The following is a 14507-nucleotide window of genomic DNA, read 5'->3' as shown; positions in this document are numbered from 1 at the left end:
TCACGGCTTGTAGGCGGCGCGGTACCGGCGGACACGCTCCACGTACGGCTGGAAACGGGCCGGAACTCCCTTCTCCTCGCGGATCACGTCGTCGGACGAGCGGAACGCCGCCGCCCCCAGCAGGCCGTGGTCCCCGGGCACCCCGGCCAGCAGCGGCAGCCGTACGCACAGGTAGCGGCCGACGGCGGGGATGGAGTCCTCGGGGGACAGCGGAGGCGTGAGTATCTCGCCCCTCCTGTCCGGCGGAAGGTAGTACCGCAGCACTGACGGCGTCCACCGCGCGATGCCGTACTCGTCCTTGGTGGGATCGGACAGGTGCGGGTCGAAGCCGCTCTCCACTTTCAGGATGGCGGCGACGAGCGCCGGGGTGAGGCCGGGCTCGTCGCACATGGTGCCGGCCTGGACGATCAGCGCGCGATATTCGCGCGGGATGTCGGAGTCGGTACGCAGCCAGCGTGCGTACGGATCGGCCGGACCGTGCGTCGGCGTCGCCCCCGTACCCGCCGCCAGCGTGAGGAGCGCCGCGGCCGCCAAGCCCACGACGGCGCGATGCCTTCTCCGGCTCGGAACGCGTACGGTACCGGCCAGCAGGCGGGCGCGGTGCAGCTGACGCGCCGCCTCGGGCCGGGACCTCGGCCGGGGCGACAGGCAGTCGCCGATCCAGGAGCGCCAGGCGTCGGGCAGGGTGGCGGGGAACGAGAGGGGCCGCTCCCCGGCCGCGTACTCCGCGGCGGCGACGTACCGGGCGCGTGCCGTGGGGGCGTTGAAGGGCAGATGGCCGGTGAGCAGCTGGCAGGCCGTCACGCCCAGCGCCCAGATGTCGGCCGAGGTCCGTACGGCGTAGCCGCGTTCGGTCAGCGGCTCGCCCCAGCGCTCCGGGGGCACGTGATCGACCGAACCGGCCGGAGGGAGGTAGCCGTGGGTCCCGTCGATCTCCGTGGCCAGGCCGAAGTCGGCGAGCCGGATCGAACCGTCGGCCATGACGAGCACGTTGCTCGGCTTGAGGTCGCCGTGCAACCAGCCTTCGGCGTGCAGGTGCGCCAGCCCCTCGCAGATCTCGATGATCAGCCTCTGCGCGTCCGGAACGGGCGTGCCCGGCGTTCCGGCGCGGAGCAGGTCGGCCAGGGACCTCTCGGCGAGCTCCATGACGAGGACGCAGGCGCCGTCGAGTTCCGGATCGTTCACGTCGTCCACGACGAGTGTCTCCGTGACCCGGACGATGCGCGGGTGCTGGAGCGTGTGGTGCAGCCGGATCTCCCGCTGGGTCATGTCCCGCAGGTGGCGCAGCTGGCGGCGGGTGACGGTGCCGGTGGGGAGGAACTTCAACGCCACCGGCGCCGCGTCGCCGGTCACCGGCCGCCCCTCGTACACGCTGGCCCAGCTGCCGGAGGCGATGGGCCTGGTCACCTGCCAGTCGCCGACGCGGTACCCCGTCGGTACGCTGACCGCCCAGCCCTCTGTGTCCACGTGGCGTCCCGCCTTCTCGACGTCACCTTGTCAGCGCCCAGTCAGTGCGAATGGTCAGCGCGCACCGCCATGCTAACCGCTGGGGATCTTCGAATTCGAGGAAACGTCAGGAACGCCGGGAACGCCCGCCGCGCCGCGCGCGACCGCGCGCAGCTCGTCGTCCTCGCCTACGAGTCCGGCCTGGTCACCCCCCGTTCCTCAGAGCCTTGGCGGACCGGCCGGGTGGTCGGGGTCAGGTCGGGAGGCGGGGGACGGCGGCGACGAGGTCCCGCGTGTACGGGTGCCGGGGCAGGAAGAAGACGTCGTCCACGTCGCCCTCCTCGACGACGCGCCCGTCCTTCATGACCAGCACCCGGTCGCTGATGTGGTGGACGACCCCGAGATCGTGGGAGACGAACAGCAGGGCGGTGCCGTCCTCCGCCTGGATCTCGGCCAGCAGGTCCAGGACCTGGGCCTGGATCGACACGTCGAGCGCCGAGACCGGCTCGTCGCAGACGAGGACGTCGGGCCGGGGGCCGAGCGCCCTGGCGATGGCGACCCGCTGGCGCTGGCCGCCGGACAGCTCCCGGGGATGGCGGGCGGCGAGGCCGGGGGCCAGGCCGACGCGTTCCAGGAGCTCCAGGGCGCGGGCCCGGCGCTCTCGCCGGGGAAGGCCGCGCAGCGGTTCGGCGACCAGGCGGCCGACGGTGTGGCGGGGGTCGAACGACTCCAGCGGGTTCTGCGAGATCAGCTGGATCGCCGGACGCCGGGGCCGGCGCCGCCGTTCGCGGACGCCGCTCCAGCGCTGGCCGTGCAGGCGCACCTCGCCCGATCCGGGGTCGAACAGGCCGAGGGCGAGCCGGGCCAGCGTCGTCTTGCCCGATCCCGACTCCCCCACGACGCCGAGGGTCTCGCCCCGGTGGAGGGTGAAGGAGACGCCGTCCACCGCGCGGCGGGAGCCGTACGAGAGGGACAGGTCCGTCGCGGCGAGGACCTCCGGCGCGTGGCCCGCCGCCCGCTCGGGCAGCGGCACGGCGGGGGCGGACAGCCGGGTGCCCCTGGACGAGGCCGAGGGCACGGCCGCCAGCAGGGACCGGGTGTACTCGTGGCCGGGCGACGACAGCACGCGCTCGGTGGGCCCCTCCTCGACGACGAGCCCGTCCTTCATGACGAGGACGCGGTCGGCGAGCGACGCGACCACGGCCAGGTCGTGGCTGATCAGCAGCACCGCCGTGCCCGCGGCCCTGCGGTCGGCGAGCAGCCGGAGGATCTGCGCCTGCACGGTGACGTCGAGCGCGGTGGTCGGCTCGTCCGCGATGATCAGTTCGGGGTCGGCCGCGACGGCCGAGGCGATCAGCGCGCGCTGCCGCAGCCCCCCGGAGAGCTCATGCGGGTACTGCCCGGCCCGGATCTCGGGATCGGGGATCCCCACGGAGGCGAGGAGTTCGACAACCCGGGCCGTACGGCCGGGCCGGGGCACGACGTCGTGGACGGCGAGCACCTCGGCGATCTCGTCCCCGACGGTGCGCAGCGGATCGAGCGAGACGAGCGCGTCCTGCAGGACCAGCCCGGCGAACCGTCCGCGGATCCGCCGCCAGTCACGCGGGCCGAAGCCCCGCGCGTCCCGGCCCGCCATCGTGAAGCGGGACGCCCGCACCGCCGCCCCCGGCCCGGCCAGCCCGAGCAGGGAGCGCGCGGTCACGCTCTTGCCCGACCCGGACTCGCCGACGACGGCCACGCACTCCCCCGGGGCGACGGACAGCGACACACCGCGTACGGCCTCGACTCCGGCGGAGGGGAAGGAGACGCGCAGCTCCTCGACGGCCACCAGCGGTTCGCTCGCCACGCGTACCGCCGTCCGGACGCTCACCGGCTCCGTCATGGGGTCCTCCCCTCGAAGCGGCGCTGCAGGCGCCGGCCGATCACGGTCAGGCAGACGACGGTCAACGTGATCGCCATGCCGGGGAACAGCGCCTCCCACCAGGCGACCCGGAGATAGTTGCGGGCCTCGGAGAGCATCGCGCCCCATTCGGCGGCGGGCGGCTGTGGTCCCATGCCGAGGAAGCTGAGGCCGGAGGCGGCGATGACGCCCTGCCCGAGCCCGATGGTGGCGAGCACGGGGATCGGGCCGAGCACGTTCGGCAGCACGTGGCGCGCGGTGATCGCGGCGCGGGGCAGCCCCGAGGTCACCGCCTGCTCGACGTATCCGGCCCGCCGTACGACGAAGGTCTGGGCCCGGATCACGCGGGCGTAGTTCGGGATCTGGGCGATGCCGATCGCCAGGATCACGTTTCCGGTCCCGGGGCCGGTGATCGCGATGACGAGCAGGGCGAGCAGCAGTTCGGGGAAGGTGGACAGCACGTCGAACGAGCGGGCCAGCGCCTCGTCCACCCAGCGGTGCGACAGTCCGGCGGCCAGCCCGAGCAGCACCCCCGCGGTCACGGCGAGGCCCGTGGCCAGGACCCCGATGCTGAGCGAGTGCCGCGCGCCGTACACGATCCGGGCGAGCACGTCCCGGCCCAGGTGGTCGGTGCCGAGCCAGTGCTCCGGGCCGGGCGGCGCCAGGGCGCGCAGCGGATCGGCCGCGAGCGGATCCACACCCGTGACCAGGCCGGGTGCGACGACGGCGACGGCGAGCAGGGTGAGGAAGAGCCCGGCGAGGACCGCCCCGGGGCGCGGCCGGTACGGCCCGCGGGTCACGGCGGCGGCGACCGCGGCGGTGGTCATCGCACGCTCCTCAGCCGGGGGTCGATGAGCCGGTAGGCGAGGTCGAGCAGGGTGCTGACCGCGACGTAGACGACCGCGGAGAGGATGACGACGGCCATGACGACAGGCATGTCCTTCCCGGTGACGGCCAGCATCGTGACCTGGCCGAGGCCGGGGCGGCCGAAGAGCGCCTCGATGATGACGGCCCCGCCGAGCAGCACGCCGGTGAACCAGCCGACGAGCGTCACCGCGGGGAGCAGCGCGTGGCGGAGGGCGTGCCTTGCGACGAGCGCCCGCTCGGTGAGCCCGCGCGACCGCGCGGTGAGGGCGAAGGGCTGTTCCAGCGCGCGCTCCAGTCCTTCGCGGAGCACCTGGCCGAGCACTCCGGCGATGGGGAGGCCGAGGGCCAGGGCCGGGAGGACGAGCGCCGTCGGATCCCCCGCGCCGGAGACGGGGAACCAGCCGAGCGTGAACGAGAAGACGGTGAGCAGCAGGATGCCGATCACGAACGGCGGGACCGACACCGACACCAGTTCCGCCGCCGAGGCCGCACGGCGCAGCCGGCGCGCCCTGCCCGCCGTTCCCAGCGCGACGGCGAGGGCGAGCAGGACGCCGGTCGCGGCCGCGGCGAGGGTGAGCCGCACGGTCGGGCCCACCTGGGTGGCGAGGATGTCGCCGACTCCCCGCTGGAGCTGGTAGGAACGGCCGAGGTCGCCGTGGAGGAGGCGGCCCAGATAGCCGACGTACTGGACGATCTCGGGCCGGTCGAGCCCCCATTCGCGGATGATCTGCGCCCGGATCCCGGGGGTGTCGGCCCCCTCCCCGATCAGGATGTCCACGGTGTCACCGGGGGCCAGCCGCAGCGCGCCGTAGGCGGCGGTCGCGGCCGCCCACAGGACCGCCAGCCCGGAGCCCGCCCGGCGCGCCACCGGTCCGAGCCACCGGAGCGCCGGGCCGAACCGGCGGGCCGCCGGGCCGGGCGGGGGCGGCACCACCGGCCCGGCCGCGGCCTCCGGCGTCCGGGTGGCGGTCATGTGCCGACCCGGACGTCGTACGCGCTGCGCGGGGTGCCCGCCACGGGGTCGAAGCCGAGCCCCTGCACGGTCGCGCGCGCGGCGATCTGGTCGGCGGGGACGTAGATCGGGAAGACGATCGCGTGGTCGGACACCACCGCCCGCTGGACCTGGCCGTAGAGCTTCTTCCTCTCCGCGGTGTCGGAGCTGGCCGACGCCCGCGCGAGCAGCTTCTCCGTCTCGGGGTCGTGGAAGCGGGTGCGGTTGATGGCCGCGCCCTCCGGCAGGATGAGGTTGAGCGCGGCTCCCACGTCGGAGTCTCCGCGCGAGTTCTCGAAGACCTCGTACTCGTTGTCGTCGAGCGCCTTCTGGGCGGTTCCCTGATCCACGATCTTGACCTGGAAGTCGATGCCGGCGGTCTGCTTCACCTGGGCCTGGATGGCCTGGGCGAGGATGTCGCGGCGGTCCCGCACGAACGGCGCGGAGGCCACGGTGCGCGCGGTGAGCCGCTTGCCGTCCTTGACCCGGTAGCCCTCCGCGTCCCGCGTGGTCCATCCGGCCGCGTCGAGGAGGGCGTTCGCCTTCGCCGCGTCTCCTCCGTAGGTCTTCTCCAGGGACGGGTCGTAGAACGGGCTGGTCCGGGCGACGACGCTCCACGCCCGCGTCGCCGTCCCCCGGTAGACGGAGGCGAGGACCGTGTCGAGGTCGACGGCCTCCCGGAAGGCCCGCCGTACCCTCTCGTCGTCGAACGGCGGCCGCGAGGCGTTGAAGTAGTACGAGAACGATGTGCCGGAGTTGAGCGCGGACTGGAAGGTGAGGCCCGGATCCGCCTTGACCAGGGCGACCTCGGTGGCCGGGACGCCCTCGATCACCTGCACCTGCCCGGAGGTGAGCGCCCCGACGCGTACGGCCGCCTCGGAGAGGAAGCGGTAGGTCACCTCGGACAGGTACGCGGGCCCCTGGTGGGCGGCTCCTTCCGGCGCCCAGTGGTAGGCGGGGTTGCGCCGGTAGTGCACTTCCTGCCCCTGGACGTACCGGTCGAGGATGAACGGTCCGGTGCCGACCACGTCGGCACCGCCCGCCTTGAGGTCCTTGGCGGATTTCAGGGACTTCGGGGACACCTGCCCCCCGAGGGGCGAGGAGAGGAAGTCGAGGAACAACCCGTCCGGCTCCTTCAGGGTGATCTTCAATGTGGTCGGGGACACCACCTCCGCCCGGTCGAACGCGTGCAACTGGATCGCGGCCACCGCCGGGTTGTATCCGGGTACCAGGAACTGGTCGAGGTTGGCCTTCGCCGCCGCCGCGTCGAACCTCGTCCCGTCGTGGAAGGTCACGTCGTCCCGCAGTTCGAAGGTGTACGTCAGCCGGTCGGCGGAGATCTTCCACGACTTCGCCAGCCAGGGGACGAACCCGCCGTCCGCGCCCCGGGCCACCAGCGCGTCGAACTGGTTGAACACCAGCAGCCTGGCCTTGTTCTGCGCCCACAGCTGGGGGTTGAAGGTGATCGGCTGCGTCTCGATCGCCCAGGTCAGCGAGCCGCCGCCGGACGCCTTCCCGGACACCTCGCCTGAGGTCCCCTCCGAGGAGCCGCACGCGGTCAGGGCGATGAGCAATATCAGAGAAAGTCCGCTTCTGGTCAGCTTCACTGGTATGCCTCCTGGTCTTTCCGCCGGGACATGGCCCCGCCGCTCCGTTCGGCGCCTGTTCGGCGCCGGCTCAACGCCCGTTCAGCGCCTGCCCGGCGCCGCGCCGACGCCGCCGCCCACGGGCCGGGGTCACCCGTTCTCCCACGCGGCGGCGAGCAGTTCGTACGAGCGCACCCGGTCGGCGTGCCCGTGGGTGATCGTGGTGACGAGGACCTCGTCGGCTCCGGTCGCCCGCTGGAGCACCCGCAGCCCCGCGACGACGGTCCCCGGCGAGCCGACGAACTGGGTCTCGACCCGGTCCGCGACCAGCGCCCTGTCCCACTCGGTCCAGGGGAAGGCGTCGGCCTCGGCCGGAGTGGGGTACGGCGGGGCGCCCTTGGCGGTGCGGATGCGATGCACCCACAGCGCGTACGGCTTGGCCAGCTCGCGCGCCGTCGCGTCGTCCGGCGCGACGACCGCGTCCGCGGAGACGAGCACGTACGGCTCGGCCAGCACCTGCGACGGTGTGAACGCGTCCCGGTACGCCTCCACCGCCTCCAGCACCGTGGCCGGGCTGACGTGGTAGTTCGCGGCGAACGGCAGGCCCAGCTTCCCCGCGAGCCGGGCGCTCTGCCCGGCGCTGCTGCCGAGGATCCACAGCGCCAGGTCGGCTCCCTCGCCGGGTACGGCGTGCGCGGTCAGACCGTCGGCGGAGCGGTAGGTCCCGCGAAGGAACGCGATGATGTCGTCCACCTGCTCGGCGAAGTCGGGGGTCGACGCGCCGGGCTGCTGGAGCAGGGACTCCTGGAAGGCCAGCTCGGGTGAGCGGGCCAGTTCGGCGTAGGAGAACGGCGCCGGGATCAGCAGTCCGTCGACGGTGCGCCACCCGGCCGGTCCCCGGCCGGCCGTGGACGCGGAGTCGCGGGCGGACGCGGACTCGCGGGCGGCGAACTCCTCACGGCGGCGGCCGGACCGGCCGATGCCGAGGTCGATCCTGCCGGGGTGCAGCGCGTCGACGAGGCCGAACTGCTCGACCACGGCCGCCGGCGTCTGGTGCCCGAGCAGCACCGCGCCGGAACCGACCCTGATCCGGCGCGTCGCGGCGGCGATCAGGCCGACGAGCACGGCGGGTGCCGAGCCGGCCACCCCCGTGGCGAAGTGGTGCTCGGCCACCCAGAACCGGCGGTAGCCGAGTTCCTCGGCCCGGCGGGCGAGGTCGACGGTGTTGCGCAGCGCGTCGGCGACGCCGCCTCCGGAGGGAACCGGCGACAGGTCGAGGATGGAGAGCGGAACGGTCATGACAGCCTCCCGGGGAAGGGCCTGCTGGGGATCTCCTTGCGCAGCACCGGGGCGATCTCCGCCTGGAACAGCTCAAGCGAGGCCCGGTGCCGTGCGGGAGGCAGTCCGTCGGCGTCGGCCTGCACATGCATCACCTCATGACCGAACCGATCGTGGTAGCGGTGAACTTTGTCGATGATCTGCTGCGGGCTGCCGACCAGGATGGAACCGCGCTCGATCGCGTCCTCCAGCGAGTGGAACACCGGGGGGACGCCGTGCCTCCTGAACGTCTCCTGGCGCGCGGCGAAGATCGGTCGGTAGGTCTCGATCGCCTCCTGCGAGGTCCGCGCGACGTGGAGCCCGGCGGTCCCCGCGCCGACCAGAGCGTCGGCGGGGTCGTGCCCGTAGTGCGCCCAGCGTTCCCGGTAGTGGTCGATCAGCTCGCCGTACGGGTCGATGGGATTGGTGACGTTCGCGGAGAACAGCGGGTCGCCGTACCTCGCGGCGAGATCGACGGACTCCTTGCTGGTGGCGCTGCCGTGCCAGACGCGGACCGGCCGCTGGAGCGGGCGCGGCCAGGTTTCCGCGTCGGTCAGCGACGGCCTGAACCGCCCGTCCCAGGTGACCCTGTCCTCGCGCCAGAGCCGTCGGAACAGCTCGTATCCTTCGCGGTTGCGCTCCCACTGGTCCTCGGGGGTGACGTGGAAGAGCTGCGCCTGCGCGGTCCCGTTGCCCTTACCGATGATCAGTTCCAGGCGCCCGCCGGAGAGGTGGTCGAGCGTGGCGTAGTCCTCGTACGCCCGGACCGGGTCGAGCAGGCTGAGCGTGGTGACGGCGGTGAACAGCCGGATCTCCGACGTCTTCGCGGCGATGTGGCTGAGCACCACCGGCGGTGACGAGGAGATGAAGGGACGCTCGTGCCGCTCGCCCACGCCGAAGCCGTCGAACCCGAGTTCCTCGGCGAGCACGGCGTTGTCCACCACCTCGCGGAACCGTTCCGTGGTGGACGTGCCGGAGCCGGCGGACGCGCTGGACCTGGTGGACGTGGTCGGACCGGACGCTGCGGAGCCGGCGGTGTCGTGCACGATCAGCGTGATGGCCAGGAACTTCACGACGTGGTCGCCTCCTCGTAGCGGCTCACGGGGCGGGGCAGGCCGAGCAGCCCGCGCAGGGTGCCCGCCTCGTACGCGGCGCGGAAGGCGCCCCGCCCGCGCAGCACGGCGGTCACCTCGCGGGTGATCCGCTCCAGGTCGTACGGCACCGCCGCCGGGCGCAGCCGGTATCCCTGGATCCCGGCCCGCTGCCAGTCGAGGAGCAGGTCGGCCAGTTCGCCCGCGCTACCGGTGAAGATCGCGGCATCGGAGGTGAGCTCGGCTCCGGCGAGCTCGTCGAGCCGCGCCCCGCGCTCGGCCGCCTCGGCCGCGTCGGCGCCGAGGATGACGACGAGGTCGGCGAAGATCTTCAGTGGCGCCCCGTCCCTGGGGATGGCGCGCACCTCCTCGACGATCCGCCGCGCCTCCTCGCGGTCGTGCGGGGTCACGTAGACGACGTCGGCCGACCGCGCCGCGAACTCGTACGGCACCCGCGCGTGGGCGAGCGCGGTGACGACCGGCTGCCCCTGCGGGGAGCGCGGCGTGATCGAGGGGCCCTTGACGGTGAACCAGCGCCCGGAGAAGTCGATGTAGTGCAGCCGGTCCCGGTCGACGAACCGGCCGGTGGCCACATCGCGGATCTCGGCGTCGTCCTCCCAGCTGTCCCAGAGCCGGCGGGCCACCTCCACCGCGTCGGCGGCCTCCTCGAAGAGGTCCCCGACGTGGCGATCGTCCAGGTGCTCCGGATCGAGCACGGGGAAGTCCCTGCGCCCGAAGTGCGCGGCCTCGGCCCGCCGGCCGGAGACCTGCGCCCGCCAGCCGGCCCGGCCGCCGCTCACGTGGTCGAGGGTGGCGATGCCGATCGCCACGTGGAAGGGCTCGGTGTGGGTCGTGGTGGCCGTCGGGACGATCCCGATCCGCGACGTGAGCGGCGCGACCCGCGCGGCGAGGAGCACCGCGTCGAACCGGCCGCGTACTCGGTCGGTCCGGCCGTCCGGGCCGTCGGGCGCGGTGGACTGCGGGCCGAGCGCGTCCTCGATGGTGACGAAGTCGAGCAGCCCGCGCTCCGCCTCCGCGACCAGGGCGGCCCAGTGGCGCGCGCTGAACAGGTCGCGGGGCCGCGCGCCCTCCTCACGCCATGCCGCCGGGTGCCAGCCGGCCCCGTCGAGCGCGACGGCGAGGTGCAGGGGCGTCGTCATGACTCTCCTTCCGGTACGGCCGCCGGCACTGCTGCGCGCACTGCCGTTGGCACGGCTTCCGGCACGAGGCGGGGTGCGTCGCCGGATGTGGCGGCTGGTGCGGCCTCCGGTAGGGACCTGGGCACGGCGAGTCCCAGGTGATCGCGGAGCGTGGTGCCCTCGTAGTCGGCGCGGAACACGCCGCGTTCCTGCAGCAGCGGCACGACCCTGTCGACGAAGTCGTCCAGCCCGCCCGGGGTGAGGTGCGGGACGAGGATGAAGCCGTCGGCGGCGTCCGCCTGGACGAACTCGTCGATCCGCCGGGCCACCGTCGCGGGCGATCCGACGAACGACTGGCGTCCGGTCATCTCGATGACGAGCTGCCGGATCGTCAGGTTCTTCTCCTCGGCCACGGCCCGCCATTTGGCGGCGACCGCGGCCCGGTCGGCGACCTGGACCCGCCCCTGCGAGACGCCGCCCTCCTGTTCGGGTTCGACGTCGGGCAACGGCCCGTCGGGGTCGTACGCCGACATGTCCCTGCCCCAGATCTGTTCCAGGAAGGCGATCGCCGTCTGGGGGCTCACCTGCAGGCGGCGGATCTCGGCGGCGTGCTCGGCGGCCTCCTCATCGGTGTCCCCGAGCGCGAAGGTCGCCGCCGGCATGATCTTCAACTCGTGCCGCTCGCGCCCGTAGCGGGACAACCGGCGCTTGACGTCGGTGTAGAAGGCCCTGCCCTCCTCCAGCGTGCCGTGCCTGCTGAAGATGACGTCCGCGGTCGAGGCGGCGAACTCACGGCCCTCGTCGGAGTCTCCCGCCTGGATGATCACGGGGTGGCCCTGAGGGGCGCGTGGGACGTTGAAGTGTCCCTCGACGGTGAAGTGCGGCCCGTCGTGGCGGACGGCGCCGACGTCGCCGTGCCGTACGAAGTGGCCGCTCTCCTGGTCGGCGACGAGGTCGCCGGGCGCCCAGGAGTCCCACAGCTCGCGCGACACCCGGACGAACTCGGCGGCCCGGGTGTAGCGGTCGGCCCGGTCGAGGTAGCCGCCGCGCCGGAAGTTCTCCCCGGTGAAGGCGTCGGAGCTGGTCACCACGTTCCACGCCGCCCGGCCCTCGCTCAGGTGGTCGAGCGTCGCCAGCCGCCTGGCCAGCTCGTACGGCTCGTTGAAGGTGGCGTTGACCGTACCGGCCAGCCCCAGACGGCCGGTGACGGCGGCAAGCGCGGCCAGCACGGTGAGGCTCTCGGGGCGCCCCACCACGTCGAGATCGTGGATGCGCCCCTTGAGCTCGCGCAGCCGCAGCCCTTCCGCGAGGAAGAAGAAGTCGAATCTGCCGCGCTCCGCCGTACGGGCCAGGTGGACGAAGGAGGCGAAGTCGATCTGGCTGCCCGAGCGGGGGTCCGCCCAGACCGTGGTGTTGTTCACGCCGGGGAAGTGCGCCGCCAGGTGGACCCGCTTACGTGGCAGTGCATCGGTGGAAGTGGTCACATGGGTTCCTCTCCGCAAATGCCCAGTAAAAAAGTAGGAAATAAGGGGAAAGGTGTCAAGGTCCGGAAATCAGGCGGTTCATGACCTCTCAGAAGATCGCCTGACCCGCCGGAAGGCCGACCGGCGGGAACGGCGGGCCGGGACAGCACAGGCCGCGGACACGACCGGCACGCACGCGGCCGTGCCGTCGATCAAGCCGGCGTCCGGTCGCTCCGGTCGGTCCGGTCGGTCTGGTCGGTCGTCATCCGGGCTCCGGCGGAAGGGACCGGCGCACGGCGTACGGCAGCATTACAGGAGCACGAGTGCGAGTGCACGAGAACGCGGCGTGACGGCCGGGCACAGAATCCGGGCCCGCCCGTCGCCGAACCACCGCCGTCCGGGGACGGCACCCGTTCAGACGTCGAGGCTCAGAGGGACCGAACGGTAGGTGCGCCAGATCGTCACGTCGTACCCGATGGCGAGAGCGGCACCGAGCAGCAGGGGCGCGCCCACGAGGCCGAGCGGCCCGGTGAGCAGCGCGGTGGCGACGACGGGGCTCACGGAGACGGCGACGCTGCGGGCGATGCCGGCCATGCTGGCCGCCGCCGTGCGCTCGCTCGGTCGCACGATGGCCGCCGTGAACGCCTGGCGCGCCGGTACGTCGATCTTCGACAGGGTCTGGCGCAGCAGGAGCAGGGTGATCGCGCTGCCCAGATCGGGGGCGAAGGCGACGCAGGCGAGGATCAGGTTGGACACGAAGTGCGGCACCAGCATCGCGGCGAGCAGTCCACGGCGCGCGGCCAGCAGGGGCGCGGCGAGCTGGGCGAGGGCGGGCAGCAGGTTCGCGGCGAAGAAGACCAGGCCGAGTTGCGTCGTGGTGGCGCCGAAGCGGTGCGCGAACCACCAGGCGAGCACCGCCTGTACCACCAGGCCCCCCGCGAAGGCGTCGACGGCGAACAGCCCCACAAGACGGCGTACCTGACGCGGCAGCCGCGGCATTGCCGCCGGGGCGGTCCCCGCACGGGAGGCAGCGGGGGTCCCACCCGCGGAGACGGATGCCGCGGCGGCTCCGGGAACCGGCTCGACCTGGGCGGTAGGCGCGGCGGCTCCGGGAACCGGCTCGACCTGGGCGGTAGGCGCGGCGGCTCCGGGAACCGGCTCGACCTGGGCGGTAGGCACGGCGGCTCCGGGAACCGGCTCGACCTGGGCGGTAGGCACGGCGGCTCCGGGAACCGGCTCGACCTGGGCGGCGGGCCGGGCTTCGGAGAGAGTGGAGGCGACGGGCTGGGCTTCGGCGGCGGGTGAGAGCCGCAGGAACAACAGCACCGTGCAGCCTGCCAGCAGGGCGTACAGCGCGAACGCGGCGTCACCGGGCGAGACAACGTGTTGCAGCCCCAGCGCGGCGGCGGCGAGCCCGCCCAGCGCCCCTGCCGCCAGGGCCGTCACGTTGTAGACGGTGAACATCGCGGTGAGCCGGGCGGGCGCGCATGTCTGCGCGAGTATCGACTGCTCCACTCCGGAGAAAGGCGTGTTGTCGTTGGTCGAGGGCGAGATGGTGCCGACGAACGCCGCGGCGACCAGGGCCGGGAAGGACTCGCTGACAGCGAAGACCGCTCCGGCGGCCGCCATCAGGCATCCGCACACGATCAACGCGCGACGGCGCCCCCAGCGGTCGGCGAACAGCCCCAACGCCAGACTGGACGCCACCGAGCCCGCGGACGCGGTCGCCAGCAGCATCCCGGTCTGCCATGGAGCGTCGCCGTCCTGAGCGAGCATTCCCGCCAGCAGGACGCTGGTACATCCGTACCCGAAGGTGCGCAACGCTCTCGCGGCGATGACCAGCCGCGTGTCATATGCCGTTCCGCGCCGCGATGCCCGCCTGGGCCGCTTCGTCATGGGTCCACGGTGGGCGGGCAGGCCGCGGGTCACCGGCCGGACACGCCGTCGCGGACGCCTGGCGTCCCAGGCCCTCGGACACGACCCGAACAGGCCCACGACCAGGGCATGAGCAGGTCCACGAACAGAGCCTTGGACCGGGCCTCGGACCGGACATCCGGTGGGACGTCCGGGAGGCCCTCCGGCAGGACATCGGAGGCGGCCTCGGGCAGGACCGGTTGGCCAGTGCCCCATCTCGCACGAATGATCCGCATTCAGGCAGCACAGGGTACTATTCTAAAAATCGTTGGAATATGAGAGGAGTTGTCATGTCGTATCCCGAGGCGCGCTATCTGGGCGAGAACGGCGAGAACAGCGGGGTCTTCCGGCCCGCGTCCGCGCCGCCGGACCTGATCATGCGACCGGACGGTACGGGGACCAACGTCCACCACCTGGCCACCGGGGCCTCGACCCACGGGCATTTCGGTCTCTACCGGTGGGAGATGGGACCGCGACCGTCCGGCCCCAGCCCGCACTTCCACCGGACCATGACCGAGTCCTTCTACGTCCTGTCCGGCACCATCCGGCTGTACAACGGGGAGCGCTGGGTCGAGGGAACGCCGGGCGACTTCCTGTACGTGCCCGAGGGCGGGGTGCACGCGTTCCGGAACGAGTCGGGCGAGCCGGCCTCGATGCTGCTGCTGTTCACGCCGGGAGCACCGCGCGAGGCGTACTTCGAGGAACTCGCCGAGATCGCGGCCAGCGACCGGGAGCTCAGTCCCGAGGAGTGGACAGAGGTCTTCAGCCGTCACGACCAGTACATGGTCTGACC

The 14507-nt window shown here is 72.9% G+C and carries 11 protein-coding genes; 1 reads left to right on the top strand and 10 read right to left on the bottom strand.

Translation table 11 applies throughout. The features are described from left to right. From AB0I59_RS04445 to AB0I59_RS04400, 10 genes are all read right to left on the bottom strand, one after another. Entirely contained in the window at window positions 1-1467 is a 1467-nt protein-coding gene (locus tag AB0I59_RS04445) for a serine/threonine-protein kinase (RefSeq protein WP_358129944.1), read from the bottom strand. Window positions 1468-1699: 232 nt separating this feature from the next. Beyond that, entirely contained in the window at window positions 1700-3328 is a 1629-nt protein-coding gene (locus AB0I59_RS04440; protein WP_358129941.1) for a dipeptide ABC transporter ATP-binding protein, read from the bottom strand. Beyond that, window positions 3325-4173 carry an ABC transporter permease gene (locus tag AB0I59_RS04435; protein WP_358129938.1) on the bottom strand — a complete coding sequence of 283 codons (849 nt, stop codon included), beginning with the start codon at window positions 4171-4173 and terminating at the stop codon, window positions 3325-3327. Before AB0I59_RS04435 ends, AB0I59_RS04440 begins: the two co-directional genes overlap by 4 nt. Beyond that, entirely contained in the window at window positions 4170-5186 is a 1017-nt protein-coding gene (locus tag AB0I59_RS04430) for an ABC transporter permease (RefSeq protein WP_358129935.1), read from the bottom strand. Before AB0I59_RS04430 ends, AB0I59_RS04435 begins: the two co-directional genes overlap by 4 nt. Beyond that, window positions 5183-6811 (bottom strand): ABC transporter substrate-binding protein, encoded by a 1629-nt coding sequence (locus tag AB0I59_RS04425; RefSeq protein WP_358129932.1) that lies wholly within the window; start codon window positions 6809-6811, stop codon window positions 5183-5185. Before AB0I59_RS04425 ends, AB0I59_RS04430 begins: the two co-directional genes overlap by 4 nt. 129 nt (window positions 6812-6940) lie before the next feature. Continuing rightward, window positions 6941-8089 carry an LLM class flavin-dependent oxidoreductase gene (locus AB0I59_RS04420; RefSeq protein ID WP_358129928.1) on the bottom strand — a complete coding sequence of 383 codons (1149 nt, stop codon included), beginning with the start codon at window positions 8087-8089 and terminating at the stop codon, window positions 6941-6943. Beyond that, entirely contained in the window at window positions 8086-9180 is a 1095-nt protein-coding gene (locus AB0I59_RS04415; protein WP_061257483.1) for an LLM class flavin-dependent oxidoreductase, read from the bottom strand. Before AB0I59_RS04415 ends, AB0I59_RS04420 begins: the two co-directional genes overlap by 4 nt. After that, a complete protein-coding gene (locus AB0I59_RS04410) occupies window positions 9177-10358 on the bottom strand; it encodes an LLM class flavin-dependent oxidoreductase (RefSeq protein ID WP_358129925.1) in 1182 nt (393 codons plus the stop codon). The genes AB0I59_RS04415 and AB0I59_RS04410 overlap by 4 nt, the downstream gene beginning before the upstream one ends. Beyond that, the gene (locus AB0I59_RS04405; protein WP_358129923.1) at window positions 10355-11821 is read right to left on the bottom strand and encodes an NtaA/DmoA family FMN-dependent monooxygenase; all 1467 of its coding nucleotides are present in this window, start codon (window positions 11819-11821) and stop codon (window positions 10355-10357) included. The genes AB0I59_RS04410 and AB0I59_RS04405 overlap by 4 nt, the downstream gene beginning before the upstream one ends. A gap of 393 nt (window positions 11822-12214) precedes the next feature. Beyond that, window positions 12215-13696 carry an MFS transporter gene (locus AB0I59_RS04400; protein ID WP_358129920.1) on the bottom strand — a complete coding sequence of 494 codons (1482 nt, stop codon included), beginning with the start codon at window positions 13694-13696 and terminating at the stop codon, window positions 12215-12217. A gap of 308 nt (window positions 13697-14004) precedes the next feature. On the opposite strand from AB0I59_RS04400, the gene AB0I59_RS04395 reads away from it, so the two are divergent. Next, window positions 14005-14505 (top strand): cupin domain-containing protein, encoded by a 501-nt coding sequence (locus tag AB0I59_RS04395; RefSeq protein ID WP_061257480.1) that lies wholly within the window; start codon window positions 14005-14007, stop codon window positions 14503-14505. The last annotated feature ends 2 nt before the right edge of the window (window positions 14506-14507 follow it).

Source organism: Microtetraspora glauca (assembly GCF_040656155.1).
Taxonomy (GTDB): Bacteria; Actinomycetota; Actinomycetes; order Streptosporangiales; family Streptosporangiaceae; genus Microtetraspora; species Microtetraspora glauca.
This window is presented reverse-complemented; position numbering and strand designations above follow the sequence as displayed.

What these genes read in the sequence shown, in the direction of transcription:
- AB0I59_RS04440 (WP_358129941.1), bottom strand. Translation starts at nt 3,328, where the DNA reads ATGACGGAGCCGGTGAGCGTCCGGACGGCGGTACGCGTGGCGAGCGAA.
- AB0I59_RS04435 (WP_358129938.1), bottom strand. Translation starts at nt 4,173, where the DNA reads ATGACCACCGCCGCGGTCGCCGCCGCCGTGACCCGCGGGCCGTACCGG.
- AB0I59_RS04430 (WP_358129935.1), bottom strand. Translation starts at nt 5,186, where the DNA reads ATGACCGCCACCCGGACGCCGGAGGCCGCGGCCGGGCCGGTGGTGCCG.
- AB0I59_RS04420 (WP_358129928.1), bottom strand. Translation starts at nt 8,089, where the DNA reads ATGACCGTTCCGCTCTCCATCCTCGACCTGTCGCCGGTTCCCTCCGGA.
- AB0I59_RS04410 (WP_358129925.1), bottom strand. Translation starts at nt 10,358, where the DNA reads ATGACGACGCCCCTGCACCTCGCCGTCGCGCTCGACGGGGCCGGCTGG.
- AB0I59_RS04400 (WP_358129920.1), bottom strand. Translation starts at nt 13,696, where the DNA reads ATGACGAAGCGGCCCAGGCGGGCATCGCGGCGCGGAACGGCATATGAC.
- AB0I59_RS04395 (WP_061257480.1), top strand. Translation starts at nt 14,005, where the DNA reads ATGTCGTATCCCGAGGCGCGCTATCTGGGCGAGAACGGCGAGAACAGC.